Origin of the sequence: Fibrobacter sp. UWH5 (assembly GCF_900142505.1) — a bacterium.
Lineage (GTDB): Bacteria > Fibrobacterota > Fibrobacteria > Fibrobacterales > Fibrobacteraceae > Fibrobacter.
Genome location: NZ_FRBB01000016.1, coordinates 17,602 through 34,153, shown reverse-complemented (window position 1 = coordinate 34,153; position 16,552 = coordinate 17,602). Strand labels below are relative to the sequence as shown.

Sequence of the window (16,552 nt, the reverse complement as noted above, 5' to 3'; positions counted from 1 at the left end):
GTTATTCTTCCTTACCGTAGATTTTAAACTTCTTGATGAGAATAGGTGTTACAAACAAGTCGGCTGCCAGGGCGGATGCGAGACCTACGACAATCGTGAATCCAAAGTTGAAAAACATTGTGCAGCACGAGGTGTTAAAACTTGCAAAGGTTACACACATGATAACGGTTGTCATAACAAGGGCCGGACCCGTTGTCTTGAACACTCTCGAAATGGATTCCGTGTATTTCCCGGTGCGTTCGAATTCAAGCTTTCCATGGTTAATGAAGTGGATTGTATCGTCTACTGCAAGGCCAATGATCATGGGGATGACGGTAGCCGTCATCATGTCCAACGGGACTCCTCGCCATCCGAGATAGCCTCCAACAAATATTGCCGGGGATATGTTTGGAATCATGCCGATAAGACCCGTACGCACGCTGCCAAATACAATCATTAAAAGTACGGCGACTATGAGTACAGAAATGCCAAAGGAAATCAGCTGGCCACGTACCAGGTACTGCTGCATGGTCGTAAACTGGGAAACGTTACCCACGGCGCTGACCTTTGCGTTGCTAAAGAGATTGGATGCCTTTTCGGTAATGTCCTTTAGTTCGTATTCCAGCTCGTTACTGTTATAGGTGTTGATTTCGACCATCATGCGCAGGTTTTTGTAATCGTAATCGATCCAGTAGTTGGATTCGCTTCCGCCCGCATTTTCGTAGAGCAAAAGCATCTGAGCCACTTCCTCTTCGGTTGCGGGGAGTGTGTATTGTTCCTGCTTATTTTCGTTAAGGGTGCGGTTCAAATCCTTGATGATGTCGAGAATGGAGGTTACGCGCTTGGTGAGCTTGAACTCCTTGACAATGGAAGTGAGCGAGTCGAGCTTGCTCAGATTTTCGACAGATTTTGCGTCGTCGTTGTTGGGAAATTCTATGGCAATTTCGTAGGAATATATGGCACCGAGCTTTGTTTCTGCCATGTGGAGGATTCTATCGACATAGGTGACCTTGCGGCCCATGGTGCGTTCCACGTCAAAGGTAGGTTCTACTCGGAACATGCCCACAACTGAAACCAGTGCCAAAGCTGCAAATACGGCAAGGATTGCCTTGGAGTGAGCATCAACAAACTTGCCTAGGGCCTCCATTTTCAAACCGAGGCCGGTATCTCCCTTTTCAAGAACTTTCGGGCTTGGCTTTTTGTCCTTGCCAAAACTCAACATGATTGGGGAGATTACCAGCGCTACGGCGAGGATAAACAGAACGCACAATGCCGAAAGGCTTCCGACTGCGCGAATGGGCTTTAGCATAACGGCAAGGAACGAAAACAGGGCGACAATGGTCGTAAGGCCAGAAAATGTAATGGACCATCCGGTTTCCTTGACTGCGTTAAGGATAGCCGTACGCCTCTTGCCGTGCAACAGCATTTCCTTTCTAAAGAAGGAATAGAGGTGGATGTTGTAGGCGATGGAGACTGCAAACGAAAGAATTGGCGGAATCATGGAAGTTGTCGTATCCATGTACATGCCGGTAAAGCCTGCAAGACCAAATGTAAGGAGAATGCCTACAAATGTGGTAAGGATTGGTGCTACAACTCCGCGGAGTGAGCGGGTTACGACAACCATCACGAAAATGGCGCACAGGAGGGTAATGCCCATGATGCGCCCCATTTCCTTGTTGGTAAAGTTAATTTTCTGCTTGCTCATGTAGGGCATGCCGCCTGCATAGGGGTGTAGCGGTGCGTACTTTTCTTTTTCGATAATGTGGTCGGTTTCTTCGCCGGTCTGCATATCTGGAGCAATCTTGCCCTCGGCCTTCCATACAGAATCGTCGGGGAAGGGGCGGAGCTTTAATAAAATCCAGGTCTGTTTTCCGTCTTCGGTCACTAGCTTCTTTGAAAGCTCGGATTTAGCCTTCACGCGTTCCTTGATCTGGTTCATGCCTTCTTCGTTCTGCGGAATCTCTTCGGGCACAATCTGGGTGATTTCCATTCCCTCGTCGGTGCCGAGCATGTATTCCACGTTGGTGAGCGAGGTAACTTTACCGTCGGAGTACGAAATGCTGTCGCGAAGTTCTTCGCTCAGCTCGCGCAGTAGCTTGAGGTTTTCGGGGGTGTAGATGTTGTCTGTTTCGGTAAGGACCGTTACAAAGTAGTCGTTGCCGAAAAGTTCTTTGAACTTGTCGGTCTGCTGAAGCATCGGGTCATTTTCTACGAAGTAGCTATCCCAGGATGTTTCGTAATAGATTTTTTTAGTGCCGACTAATGCTAAAGCGACGAGTAACAAGGTCGCAATGATGAACATTAAACGGTGGCCCAAGAGAAAGTTGGCGAATGTCGCATACCTTTCATTAATTGCACGCAAATTAAGTTTGTGCTTGTTCATGTTTTTCCCTTTTTTGTAGCCAAAGCTACAATCAAGGACTTGTATCTTTCTACTCCAAATGGGCTTTGAATAATCCGTTGAAACAAAAAAAAGAACCCTCACGCTATTGCGTGAGGATTCCTTTAATCCATTAAAGTCGGACTATTACTTCTTCTTGGCCGGAGCCTTCTTAGCAGCAGCAACCTTCATGGCGCCGCGTTCCAGCTTGATGGTGAAGTTGGTAACGTCGCAAACTTCGCTGGGACCCCAGTACTGGATCGGACCCGGATAGGTGTAGGATTCAGTCTTGGCCCATTCTTCGCGGTTAGCAGCAAAGAACTTGAACGGAGCACCGTCGAGAACGACGAGAGCCTTCTGGATAACCGGCTTGTCTGCACCGTGACGGCGTTCCATGTTCATCATCATGGTGATAGGAATGCCACCAGCGGTCCACTTTTCGATACCCTTGGTCAGGTCGCGAACAGAGCTCATGTAGCCGTTCATCTTGTTGAAAGCGAGAACGGAAGCGGTGTAGCCCAGGCTGTAGCAGTAGTCAGCGTCGAAGTTGGACGGAGCTGCGCAACGGCCTTCGTAACCGAAGAAGTGGTTGAGAGCGGAGAACTTGCCCTTGAAGTTCTTGCGGCTCTTGAGTTCGCTCTTCACCATGTCGATGATGAGCTTTTCGGTTTCGATGAGGGAAACCTGAACGTTGCCATGAGAGTCGCGGTCCAGCATGAGCTGAGCCTGAACGAAGGAAGGCAGAGAAACGAGGACTTCAGCAGAAGCCTTGGAAACCCACTGGCAGAGCTTTTCAACCTTAGCAGCGGTGTCGAGGCCTTCAACTTCCTTTTCGTGGTGAGCGAGGGCTTCGGAAAGTTCAGAAATCAGAACGCCAACATCGGGGATGAATTCCAGGAGGCCTTCCGGAATGAGGGCAACACCGAAGTTCTTGCCGTCAGCAGCACGTGCAGCAACGATGTCTGCAACATACTTGATGACCTGCTTCAGCTTCATCTTCTTAGCCTTGACTTCTTCGGAAATCAAGCAGACGTTCGGGTGGGTCTGGAGAGCAGCTTCGAGAGCAATGTGAGAAGCGGAGCGGCCCATGAGCTTGATGAAGTGCCAGTACTTCTGAGCGGAGTTAGCATCGCGCATGATGTTGCCGATGAGTTCAGAGTAGGTCTTCACAGCGGTGTCGAAACCGAAGGAGGTTTCGATGTATTCGTTCTTGAGGTCGCCGTCGATAGTCTTGGGGCAGCCGCAAACAACGCAGGAAGCGCCGTTAGCCTGGAAGTATTCACCGAGAACAGCAGCGTTGGTGTTGGAGTCGTCACCGCCGATGATGACGATGGCGTCCAGCTTCTGAGCCTTGGCAACAGCCATGCACTTCTTGAACTGTTCTTCAGTTTCCAGCTTGGTACGGCCGGACTGGATGATGTCGAATCCACCAGTGTTGCGGTAGGAGTCCATGATCTTTTCGTTGATCACGATGAACTTGCCGTTTTCGAGGCCAGACGGACCGCCGAGGAAGCCGAGAAGCTTGGAGGACTTGTTGATGGACTTGATACCGTCGAAGAGACCTGCGATAACGTTGTGGCCACCAGGTGCCTGACCGCCAGAAAGAACAACGCCAACGTTCAAAGCCTTAGCTTCGCCAGCAGCCTTGCCAGCCTTCAGCTGAATGTAGGGAGCACCGTAGGTGTTGGGGAACAGAGCCTTGATCTTCTTCTGATCAGAGACAGATTCAGTTGCCTTACCCTTGTTGAGTGCGACATTGAGGGCGCCCTTACGGAGAGCGACGGGGAGTTTCGGCTGGTAGGCCTTGCGAGCCTTGCCGAGGACGGACAGATTGTCAGCCATTGTTTCTTCCTTTGGTTAGAAGTCTGCCTTTTTCGACAGACGGGTTAAAAAATATACGCAGAGAAATATAGTAAATAGATTCTTTGTTGTTATTTAAGCCTGTGATTTGTTTAGTCCTTTACGCAGCGGATATTTCTGGCATCATCCTTGTCGGCGTATTCTGTTGTGCTACTGCTTGAACTGAAATAAATGTAATAGCCGTTGTTCGAGGAATACTGGTCTGCAGTCCAGTAATCTGCGCGAGATCCAACATTGCTGAACGAACCATTGCTATATGGGTTGCTTCCGTAAGCCTTAAGATCAAATCCGTAATCGTTTGTGGCATTATCAGAGGTTGTCCATGTGGTAGTGGCTCTGAGAGCATATACGGCGTTGGAGTATTCTGTTTGCACGAATGAAATTAAGGTATTCCATTCGGCTCTAGTGGGAATGTGCCAACCTGCAGGACATGATCCCTGAATGGGGGTCGAATAAGAACAACTGGCTCCGTATCCACAAGAAGATCTTGTCTTATTCAGTGCTGCATTCCAGCGATAATATCTGCCTCTTTCAGAGCAGGGAGAAGTTGATTGGACTGGACTGGATCCTGCATAGCACCAGCTTTGTCCTGATTCTACTGTAGGCACGAAATTCAGGTTTTCTGCCATCCAGGTCTGGGTGCCGATTGTGACATAGGTGTATTTTTGGCCGTCTCTAGAGTCTGTAAATGTTGCGCGACTCCATTCCTTTTCTGTGCAGGACATCGTGCATGCCTTAACCGGAATTTCTTCGCCTTCACGATTGGTTGTGCATGCGCCATAATTTTTTTCGAATTCATCCTTAGCTTCGCGCCATGCAGATTCATCGCTATCCCAAACATAAATGATGGTGGTATTTATGTTTCCTGCCTTGAATTCGCCTTCGGTACCGTCGGCCCAGCCATAAGTGTCGCACATGGTTGTTGCTGTAGCTTGCCAGGAATCCACGCTGTAGATGTAACAGTTTCTTGTATTCACGGATCCTATTTTCAGTTCGCCGTCCGTACCAGCTTCCCATCCATAGGTATCTATTTCAAGATCAGTGGATAAAGTCCATGTCCTGCTATGGCATGTGTAATAGGTGGAACCGTAGGTCTTTAAGACCCCTTCGATTGTCTGGGTGCATGCGCCCAAGTCGGATTCCTGAGTTGATGCCGACGCTCTCCACGCGGATTCGTCACTATCCCAGACATAGTAGTATGTGGTATTCACGGATCCCATTTTCACATCGCCATCAACACCGTCTTCCCATTGGTAGGTGTCTACTTCGACGGTCTTGGCTTCTCGCCATGCGCTGTCGGCTACATAGTAGTAGTAATAATCAGGGTTGACGGAACCAGTCTTGATTTCACCTGGGGTTCCTGCTTCCCATTGGTAAGTGTTGTATTCCAAGGCGGTAGCATCATCAATACCGGATTCTCTACAGATCTTGTAAAGATTGCTTAGAGTGTCCAGCAGAATCATGCCTATCTTAGTTGAATCGCATTTCTGGAACAAGGTCTGCAAGGGGTCATAGCTCCATGTGCCATTATAAACGTAGAATGAATCTGTTGCGCTACCTTTTTTAACGGCTCCTATTTCATCATTCTTCCAGCCATAGGTATCCTTTTCGTAGGTGGTTGCAGAATCCCAGGCGGAACCATAGCGACAAATGAAGTAACGGTCCTTGTTAGAACTGTTGGGATTCTGATTCTTCATGACTTCGGCGTTACGGGTAGAGGTGCATTTCCCGATGCCATAGGCGTTCTGCCAGAAGTCATTCATACTGTTATCGAAATATGCGATTTCCGCAATGTTCCAGCTGGACACCGAAGCGCGAACAATGTTCTTGTCAAAACTATAGGCCCAGTCGGCCATGGCGATTTTCTGCGCAGAATCTTGCCAGAGGCCATCTTCGGCAATGTCCTGCCTAAAATGACTGATTTCTTCTGCGGTAAGAGAATCGCTCAGATCCCTGAGGAACAGCAGCGAGATTGTCATCAGTACGCCGTTGTTGTTGGCGGTGCTGAACAGGTCAAGATCTTCGGCGTTGGTAATCTTGGTGGGGAACCCGAATGCGTTCATGATTTCCTGCTGTGCCTGTTTTTTTGCAGCAGCTAAAGAATATCCCATCCGATAAAGTTTTAATACGCGGTCATATTCCAGGTGGGTGAGGATATTGATGTTCGCTTTGGTACGTCCAACCTTTTTCTGGTCGCCTGCAGAAATTTCTACAAGGGACTGTAATGTCATATAAGTTGTCGTCCATGTGCCGGTGACTTCATTGTAATATCGGCCGGATGCTTCCATGGACACGATGCCGTTTTCAAGAGTTACGGCGGGTATCACGAAGTCACCCTTGTTGCCAGAAACTTCGTCGGTATAGGAACGGGTTGTCTTTGAAAGGGAATCGCCGTAAAGTTCCGTGAGATTGATTACGCTATGGAACATGAAGGGACCCTTCTGGGCGACGCCAGTAATGGTGCCGTTTGTCAGGGCATAAGGTTCTGTGCGGTCAAGAACCCATTGTTCATCTTTACAGACATAGGTGTATCCACTGGTGACGGTGTATACTCGGTTTCCTTCCCATTCATCAAAGCAGTATTTGAGTTCCTTGAACGACAGGACGGATTTCATTTTTGCCGTATCCGCAATGACTGCGGAATCCTTTAAATAAATAGTGTCATGATTCAACACCAGGACACCAATGATGGAATCCACAAAAACCGTGTCGATACGATACAGCGTATCAAGAATTTTTAACGTGTCAATATTGAATACGGAATCATTGACATACACGGTGTCATATATAAATGCATTCCCATTTTGTTCAGTTGCACTAGATGTTGAGTCATCGCCACATCCGTAAATGAACAAAGCTGCCCAAAGGCTGAATGCAAAGAAAATCGTATAAATCTTTCTATTCAACATAATTTATCCTTTTTCTCGCCTTTAGGTTAATCCTTGATACAGCGGATATTTCTGGCATCATCCTTGTCCGAGGATTCTATTGTGTAGTTATTGTATTTGAATGAAATTTGATAGCTGTTGCTTGTGGATATCTGATCTGCAGTCCAGAATTCTGCATGGGTTCCCACATTGCTGAACGAAGTATTTCCATATGGATTACTTCCGTATGCTTTAATGCTAAATCCATAAATATCGGTGGCGTAGCTGGAGTTTGTCCATGTGGTTGTGGAGTTTAATGCAAAAACGGCATTGGAATATTCATTCATCACAAAATTAATGAGAGTATACCATTCTTCTAATGTGGGAATATGCCAACCTACAGGACATGATCCCTGAATGGGGTTTGAATAAGTGCAACTAACTCCATATCCACAAGAAGATCTTGTCTTATTTAGTGCGGCATTCCAGCGGTAATATCGACCTCTTTCGGAGCAAGGAGATGTTGATTGAACAGGACCCAATCCTTCATAACACCAACTTTGGTCTGATTCAGCTGTAGGCACGAAATTCAAATTCTCAGCCATCCAGGTTTGAGTTCCAATCTTGGCAGTCTTATAAATCTGGCCGTCACGAGTGTCAAGTACGTATGCGTCATCAACATCATATTGGACAAAGCCTTCTTCCGTACAAATATACAGGGTTTCAGTGGAGTCTTCCACAACTTTGCCAATTGAGGACTCATCACAAATCTGGAACAAGGTTTGCATGTAGTCATATGTCCAATTGTTGCCTAATCCGCAAACATAGACTGAATCGGTAACATTACCTTTCTTGATGTCTCCGGTTTTGCAGGAATTCCATTTATAAGTGTCTTTTTCAATGGTGGTTGCCTCGCGCCAGTTGGTGCCATTGCAGATATAGTACTGTTCAGTGGAACTTGCCGCTACAGACTTGTTGTGAAGAATGATGTTTTTTCTGTAGGAGTTGCATTGGCCCAGGCCATACTTATTTGACCAGAACTGATTCAGATAATTTGTATATGAAGAGATTCCCGCAATATTCCAACTGCTTAGGTTTACGGATATATTGACGGATTTAACGTCAACGTAAAATCTGTAGGCCCAGTCGGCCATATCCTTCTTCAATGCAGAATCGTTCCAGACACCATTGATCGCCAGGTCATTGCGGAAGGATTCAATGTTTGCCAAAGCGGTTGAATCGTCAAGATCTCTCAGGAACAGTAACGAAACCGCCATCAGCAGGCCATCACCTTCTTTCTCGCCATACAAGTTCAGGTCTTCGGCGTGTTCTACGGTAGTTCCCAGTCCTAGTGCATTCATGATTTCCTGCTGAGCTTGCTTCTTGGCGGCATCAACGCTGTAGCCCTTCATATACAGTCTTTTTACGCGGGGGTACTCCAGGTGGGTCAGCAGATTCACGTTGACACTGTCGCGGCTGATGGTTGAATCCTTGTGGCTCAACTTGGAAATTGCCTGGAGCGTCACCTTCTGTAAACTCCACTTTCCGGTAACTTCGTTAAGGAATGTTCCTTCGGCTTCTACTTCTACAATGGGATTTTGCAGGGTGACCTTGGGAATCACGAATTCCCCCATATTACCAGAAATCTTGTCGCTGAAACTATTACTCGTCTTTTTAAGGGAATCCAGGGTTAATTCGGTAATGGTTACGTTAGACTGGTAGGCGAGAGGCCCCTTCTGGGCCATGCCTGTAACTGCCGCATTATTCAAGGTGTAGTCTACATAGACAGACCAGGAACCATCTTTACAAATGTATGTCTTTCCCTTGGGGATGTTTACCCTAAAGTTTTCCCATTCCTTTGCGCAGGAATCCAGGCTTACCAGTTTTTCAAATTCCTTGGCGGCAGAGGAATCTACCAGGTAAGTTATGCTATCTAGATAGATGGTATCGTTGTGAGTGACAATGACTGCCCTAATTGAATCCAACTTTACCGTGTCGACATTGTCGATGGAATCGTTGAGGATGTAGAATTGTCTCAGGGAGTCAGTAGTATACACGGTATCGTGGTGAATACCATTTGCATCTTCGATATTTTTGTCAGCAGCACTAATTTCAATTGTACTACAGTTCGTAAAGCACAAAGCCGTCAAAAAAACTAAAAAGGGAAAAATTAAATGCTTAATCATAAAATTCTCCATTCACACTTGATTAAGATATTTTTTTTTAACTAAAAAGGTAGGGACGTTAACCTTTTTTGTGTTAAACTGTGCTTTAAATCGCAAAAAACGTGATGCCGAAGCACCACGTTTTTCTGAAATCTTCTAAACCGATAGAGAAATCTTATTTGAATTGAGCCGTCAAAGTCATACCTGCGCTAGGTTCAACCAGGCGAGGATTCTCAGTAGATCCGTCAGACCATCCCGTGAATACGCCTCCCGATACGGCCACGGCGGTAAGCTTCAGCGGGTTTCCTGCCAGGAATTTGCCCTGGTAAGTGGTGCTGGGGAGGGCCATTTCATCGACATAGATCTTGCCGTTACCGCTTGCAGACAGGGTTACAGAAACTTCACCGGAAAGGCCGAAGTAGTTGGCCAGTTCCTGGCGGGTGGTTTCGGTGCGGTTCTGTGCGAATCGCAGCAAATCGCTGCCGGAGGGGGCCCAGGTAAAGCTGCTCTGGTTACGGGGCCAGCGCTGTTCGTCGCGGGACTGTTCGCTACTGGGAATGGTGGCCAGCATATTCTGTACGGCGGCCTGGACCTTTTCGTAAGTCAGGTAGCTGTTCAGCAAGATGCAGGACTGGTTAATGAACAGACGCTTGAAATCGGGGTTGGCCAGGAGTTTCTTTAGCATGTTGCCCAGTGTGGTGGTGGAGCCCATGCCCCAGCCGCCCATACCGCCGCCGAAGCCGCCGATACCACCTATGCCGCCCTGGTTGCCACCCTGGTTGCCTCCATTGTTGTTATCCATGGTTGCGCTACCCAGAACCCACTGGAACATATTTTGGCTTTCGGTATCGAAGCCGGTAATACCCGGGCTAAAGCCGTAACCATGGTCCACGTCGAAGATCATGGCCTTGAAGGGCTGGCCATTGGCGGGGCTACCCCAGAAACGGATGTTGTTGTTGGGCCAGTCGCCGTTGTGGATATACATTTCGGCAATCATATACTGGGCGAAACTGCTTATGTTCAGTTTCTTCTTGACTTCTTCGTACTGCTGGTTGTTTTCGCCTTCGAAGTTGCCACTGGTAATCGTATTTACCAGCTGTGCGAATTCATTAGCCGAGGCTCCGTTGGTACCGCTGGGGCACCAACCATTCTGATAGCCTTCGTCGCCGTTGCTGCAGTTCTTGACAACGTTGATGCTCTTGCTGTCGACACCGTAGTTGGTTTCGGCAAAACTGCGGTTCAGGCGTTCGCGCATGTCGTGGATGCCGAAGTATTCGCCGTTGTAGAATACCACCACCTGGCGGCTACGCTGGTAGTCCACTTCGGTACCTTCCATGAGGCTTACCAGCATGGGGTCGCCAAAGTAGTCTGTCCAGAAGCGGTTACCGTTGTTGCGGAGGTTGAATGCCTTGAACTTCTTGGCTTCGGGGCGGGTCTTGAACAGGGAATACTTTAAGGTCTTGTCGCCATAGTTGTCATTATCCATCTTGATGGCGACGCTCTTCTTGGGCTTATAGCGGCTGTAGTTTCCGATAATAGAGATGCCGGCATCAAATTCCCAGTTCTTGGTCTTGGTGGAACTTCCGTTTTCGAAGAATTCTACATGGACAGGGAGTTCTGTATCCTTCCAGAAGTTGGCCTGCTTACAGGGTTCGCTGCACTTGGGATTGTTGTTGTCGGTGGCACCGAAACCGCCTATATCCCACATGCCGCCGCCCTGGTTGTTGGTCAGGGGGCCTGTAGCATAAAGGCCATCGGTGGAGTCGAACATGTCGTGGTGATTCACCGTCAGGGCGACCACAGGCATGGTCACACTTTCGTTAATAAAATATGTTTGCGTTGTTGTATCTGCGGCTTGCCCATTTACAAATTCAGAGCAGCGGATCACGGTGTTTTCGGTAATCGGCTTGGCTGCTGTAATGCTTTCGGAATTCTGGGTGGGGAAGGAGCCATCGAAGGTACACTTGATCTGGCCTCCCTTTTGGGGGGTAGGCGGATCGATGGTCAAACTGGTATAGAAACCTGCCGGCGGCAAGAAGCTCTCCTTGGGAGCGTGGTTGTCGTCATATTCCTTGAGGGCGCTGGAAGAAGGTTCCGTAATGACGCCTGCGCTGCTGGTAGGTACAGGATTATTGGGGTCCACCGGGGTGGGTTCCGTGGAACCGTTGGAATTGGGGGAGGGATTGTTCGGGTCCACGACACCGGCGCTGCTGAGGGGGGCAGGATTGTTGGGGTCGACAGGGGGAACATCTCCGCTTGCGCTAGAAATGATATTGCCGTTTTCGTCGTAAATAGGTTCGCTAGATTCGCTGGAATTGATCAGCTCTCCGGTGGTGCTATCATCAGCGCCGGTTGAACTGTCGTCGGAACAGGCTGTTGTTCCAAGAGCTGTACCCAAAATTAAAGATCCTGCCAGGGCATAACGTGCCATTACAGACATACGGACGATTTTCTTATTCACAAAACACCTCAAAGTGAAACTAAATCAATCCAAAACCACACACTACCAAGCCTCAAATTAACTAAAGATTCCCATATAAGTACAATTATAAGGTTTTCTTTACATTCTTTGGGCATAAAAAAAAGGATGGCATGACCGAAGTCACGCCATCTAGAAACTAAAAGTTCCGTTATTTTGCCTTTAGAGCGGGCTAGTACGTTTGACGATTACTTGGACTTGCCCAGCATCTTGTAGGCGAAACCGCCGATGCAGCCGCCGAGAATGGGGGCTACCCAGAAGAGCCACAGCTGCTTTATAGCTGCACCGCCAACAAATACGGCCATTGCAGTGGAACGGGCCGGGTTCACGGAGGTGTTGGTTACGGGGATAGAAATCAGGTGGATCAGGGTGAGGCAGAGGCCGATGGCGATGGGGGCGAAGCCTGCGGGAGCGCGGCTATCGGTTGCGCCCATGATCACGAACAGGAAGATGCCTGTGAGGACCATTTCGACGATAAATGCGGTGCCCATGCCAGTGGCCTTGCCACCGAAGGCGTTCACGCCGTTTACCAGGGAATCGGACCAGCCGTTAGTGGCGAAGGCACCGATGCCTGCGTTAGTCAGGTTGGGGCATGCCACCAGCAGAAGGATACCTGCTGCGACGATACCGCCCAAAATCTGTGCGACGATGTAAGCCGGAGCTTCCTTGGCAGAGAAACGGCCGCCCATGACAAGGCCCAGGGTAACTGCAGGGTTCAGGTGGCAACCGGAAATATGGCCAATGGCATAGGCCATGGTCAGAACGGTAAGACCGAAGGCGAGAGAAACGCCAACGTAACCGATGCCGGTTGTGGGGACGCCGCAAGCGAGGACTGCGGAGCCGCAGCCGCCCAAGACCAGCCAGAAAGTACCGATTGCTTCTGCAATTGCACGAGAAAACAGTTTCATGTTACATCTCCATATTTTGCCCCCGTGGGGTTAGGATGGGGTGGGGGCAGTGTTTTTTGGTTGTTTTCTAAAATACAAATTGTGTATATCACTGGCTAGTGACTAGTATCACCTCTCCAAAATATTACATAAATGTTATATTTGGCACCACTAGGAGTATTGTATGGAAACGAACGAACAGAAAGCGACTATCAATTTGGCAGGTCTGCTTCCCCAGAGGGCTGGGGATACCATCACATTGATAGAAGCCATTGGTATTCTCTGGTCTAAGAAGTTTTTTATTGCAACCTTTATGGTTGTTGGCGCACTGATTGGCTGTCTGGTCATGAACTGGATTCGTCCCGAATTTACAAGCGACGCCATGCTGCAGATTGATATTCGCGGAAACAAGGCTACCCGAGCCATGGGCGAAATGGGTGCCCTGTTGGATATGACTAGCCCCGCCGACGCCGAAATCGAACTGGTTAAGAGCCGTAGCGTGCTTGCCTATGTGGTTGAAGAGGAGCATCTGCGCTTTAATGCCATTCCGGTAGGCAAGATGGATCGCCTGCTCCATCGCGAAGGTCGCATGGACATCGACGAACTGGATATTCCAGAAATTGCCCGCCGTGACCGCTGGACTGCCACGGTGACGGGCGCTAATTCCTATGCCGTCATTACTCCCGAAGGGGCAAAACTTGTAGAAGCTGAAGTCGGCGAAACTGTTCGCGCTCCCTATGCCGGTGATACGTTGGTGATGCGTGTGCGCCTGATTCGCGCAGCCGTCGGTCAGGAATTTGTACTACAGCAACTTAAGCCACTGGCCGCCATTCGTAGCCTAGCCCGAAAGTTATCTGTTAGCGAAAAGGGGAAGCAGACCGGTATTCTGGCCGTTTCCCTTAAACATCGCTATGCTGATCGTTCCGCAACAATCCTGAATGCCATTGCAAATACCTATGTGCGCCACAATGTAGAAAAGCGTAGTGCCGAAGCCGAAAAGACTTTGGAATTCCTAGAAAAACAGTTACCCGGTGTTAAGGCCAAGTTGGACACCGCCGAAAAGATCCTGGCCGATTACCGCCATAAGATTGGTTCTGTGGACATGACTGGTGAAACTCAGGTTCATTTGCAGAAAGAAGTGGACTTGCAGAAGCAGTTGCTGAAGCTGCAGCAGGAATATCAGGAAGCTACTCGCTTGTTCAAAGATGAACACCCGGCAGTGCGTACCATTGCTAAGCAGCAGGACAAGTTGAAGGGCGAACTTTCTAAGTTGAAGGCTAGCGCAGCTAAGATGCCCTTGACTCAGCAAGAAGTGATGCGCCTGCAGGAAGATGTGCAGGTGAACAATGCTATTTATAATACCATGCTCAACAACATCCAGCAACTTCGCGTGGTTCGTGCCGGCGAAGTGGGTAACGTACGCGTGGTGGACTATGCCATGGTGGAAGATCGCCCCAGCAAACCCAAGAAGTTGAACATCCTTATCTGCTGCGTTGCCGCATCCTTCATGGTTGCGGTGTTGCTGGTGTTCCTTATGCGTATGCTCCACAACGGCGTCCGTAGTACAACTGAGGTGGAAAAGGCTACGAGTATCAGTGTTTTCGCAAAGATTCCTGAACGTCATGGTAAGGTCATGAAGGCACGTCGTCGCAATTTGGTTCCCTTGGTTGTTTCTCAACCTGAAGATCCGGCAAGCGAAGCCTTCCGCAGTTTGCTTACCTCTGTGGATTTTACGGTTCCGTCTCAGACCCATCCTGTAATCATGGTGTCTGGTCTTATTCCTGGTGTAGGTAAGAGTTTTGTTTCTTCTAACTTGGCTGCACTACACGCTACGTCTGGCAAGCGCACTTTGCTGATTGATGCGGATATGCGTCGAGGCGTGCATCGTAGCAGTAGTAAAATGGGTCTGGCTGAAGTGCTGGGAGGTTTGTGTGAATTTGGAGTTGCAGTTGCAACCTCTGATATTGAAAACTTGTTTGTTATTTCTGCTGGACACACGAAGCTGTCGCCCAGTGAACTATTGCGTGGTGAAAACTTTAGGAGCATGCTTGATGAGGCCCGCAAACAATTCGATGTAATTATTGTGGATACCCCACCCATGAGCATGGTGACCGATGCCGAATTGATTTACCCTGCTGCCGATTTCAGCCTGTTTGTTCTGCATTATGGAAAGCATAGCATGGATGAAATTTCCGAGGCGATGACCAAGATGAATCGCTTTGGAGAAAAGCCAAAGGCCTTTGTGATGAACCACTGCGAACGTGAAACCGGCCGTTATGGATACGGTTATGGTTATGGATACTATGGGTATTACTCCAAGAAAAAGTAAGGATGATTCCGAGACTCGTGGCGTTTTTGCTTTCTTGGGTGCGGTTGCTGTAGCCTTTGCCTTGCTTGGTTTGTTGGCAAATACCGCTTTTGCTGCATCTCCTGTACACGGAACCGAACATAACCGTAACCTTCGTGGGCTGGATTATATGCCCATGTTGTTGGAATACCATAGGCATACCATAGGGGAGGGTAGACAGTTCTTTGCATACCCTGCCCGCGATACCACCTTCCGCACACACTTCAATGAAACGGAAGCCCGCGCCATGGCAAGCATTGCGGATACTATCGGCGATGTGTTCGTTGGCGGTCCCCACGTTTATGCAGTTGCCGTTTCTCCTATACTTGGAATTGACTTTCGCGGAGGCGAAGCCCTAGACGATACTATTTGGCCTGGTGTTGATGCTGGTCTTTACATTCGAGGCTTTGCCGATTCCCTGGATTTTGACCTTGATGCCCGTATGTATTCTGAAGCGCACAGTGCAGGAGTCAATAAGGGCGCCAAACGTAAACCCAAGAGTTATGATGGGGAAGTCTTTGATGTTCAAAGTGAAAATAGCAATGACGGCGGAGCCGATTACGTTAGCTATTCCCGTTATCGCGCCCACCTTGGTTTGAACTATGCTTTTGCCAGGCTGGAACTTGCCCGAGATGTAATGCACTGGGGGCCCGGTTATTACAATAATTTGTCTTTAAACCAGTTTGCGCTCCCTTATAACATGATTTCCCTGGATTTTAAGTTTGGTCCCCTCCATGTACTAAGCGCCTACGCAGACCTCCGTGTCAACAGCTGGAGTTACAGCAAGGATAACCTGAATGATCGTAATCTGTATGCACACCGTTACGAACTTAACTTGTTCAAAAACGACTTGGTGGTTGGCATAAGCGAATTGCAAATCCTGTACAACGAAAATAAACCTTGGCTCTTTGTTCCCGTGGTACCCCTGTTTATCGAAAAGGGGAATTACACCGAACGAGTGAATAACGGCGCTCTATCTATGGATTTGAATTATCGTCTATTCAATACGGCTCGAATCTATGGTGAATTCTTCTTGGATGACCTGGAGTCTCCCATGGCCGTATACGAAAACAAGTACAGCAATAACCGTTGGGCTGCCATGGCGGGTATGCAAGTGTCCCATGACTTTTATCTTAAGGAAAAAAAGATTGAAGCCGGAACTATCGCAGAAATTGCCCGTGTAGAACCATACACCTATGGTCATTATGATACAGCTATGGCCCAGATGGCTCACCTGGGAATGCCTCTAGGAAATCCCAATGGACCGAATAGCTTGAGTATCGACTGGGCCATATATGGTAGAATGACCTTAGATAAGTCTGCGACGACTCGCAGTATATTTATGAGTTACCGTAGTCAGTGGCTCTGGAAGGGTGATGATTACGGCAGCAGCATTGATGACCCCTACAAATGGGCAGAAAAGCACTTTATACATGGTGCAAAAATGCACTACAATGGTACCGTCGCCCTTGATTTTAGGGGCGTGTATGTTGGATTCATGGGGGAATACACCTTTGGAAGCGACCCTGCAGTAAATGTGCGCACCACACTCATGTGGTAGTTTCTATATTTTACGAATCCTGGAGCA

8 protein-coding genes are annotated in these 16,552 nt (G+C 48.5%); 2 read left to right on the top strand and 6 right to left on the bottom strand.

The window, feature by feature from the left end:
• Position 1 precedes the first annotated feature (1 nt).
• The 6 genes from BUB38_RS12065 to aqpZ form a co-directional block, all read right to left on the bottom strand.
• Complete coding sequence (locus BUB38_RS12065) at positions 2–2,362, bottom strand: efflux RND transporter permease subunit (RefSeq protein ID WP_073160896.1); 2,361 nt, start codon at positions 2,360–2,362, stop codon at positions 2–4.
• A gap of 144 nt (positions 2,363–2,506) precedes the next feature.
• Positions 2,507–4,201: a diphosphate--fructose-6-phosphate 1-phosphotransferase gene (locus BUB38_RS12060; RefSeq protein ID WP_073160894.1), complete on the bottom strand. Its 1,695-nt coding sequence runs from the start codon at positions 4,199–4,201 to the stop codon at positions 2,507–2,509.
• A gap of 110 nt (positions 4,202–4,311) precedes the next feature.
• Complete coding sequence (locus BUB38_RS12055) at positions 4,312–7,128, bottom strand: FISUMP domain-containing protein (RefSeq protein WP_073160892.1); 2,817 nt, start codon at positions 7,126–7,128, stop codon at positions 4,312–4,314.
• 26 nt (positions 7,129–7,154) lie between these two features.
• Positions 7,155–9,272: an FISUMP domain-containing protein gene (locus BUB38_RS12050; RefSeq protein WP_175547685.1), complete on the bottom strand. Its 2,118-nt coding sequence runs from the start codon at positions 9,270–9,272 to the stop codon at positions 7,155–7,157.
• Positions 9,273–9,426: 154 nt separating this feature from the next.
• On the bottom strand, positions 9,427–11,712 hold the full coding sequence (locus BUB38_RS12045) for a CotH kinase family protein (RefSeq protein ID WP_254794954.1): 2,286 nt from the start codon (positions 11,710–11,712) through the stop codon (positions 9,427–9,429).
• A gap of 206 nt (positions 11,713–11,918) precedes the next feature.
• Positions 11,919–12,638, bottom strand: a complete 720-nt coding sequence (gene aqpZ, locus BUB38_RS12040; protein ID WP_073160886.1) for an aquaporin Z — start codon at positions 12,636–12,638, stop codon at positions 11,919–11,921.
• A gap of 163 nt (positions 12,639–12,801) precedes the next feature.
• Between aqpZ and BUB38_RS12035 the strand changes: the two genes are divergently transcribed.
• Together BUB38_RS12035 and BUB38_RS12030 are read left to right on the top strand one after the other, a co-directional pair.
• A complete protein-coding gene (locus BUB38_RS12035) occupies positions 12,802–14,946 on the top strand; it encodes a polysaccharide biosynthesis tyrosine autokinase (protein WP_073160884.1) in 2,145 nt (714 codons plus the stop codon).
• Complete coding sequence (locus BUB38_RS12030) at positions 14,906–16,525, top strand: hypothetical protein (protein ID WP_249269348.1); 1,620 nt, start codon at positions 14,906–14,908, stop codon at positions 16,523–16,525. Before BUB38_RS12035 ends, BUB38_RS12030 begins: the two co-directional genes overlap by 41 nt.
• The last annotated feature ends 27 nt before the right edge of the window (positions 16,526–16,552 follow it).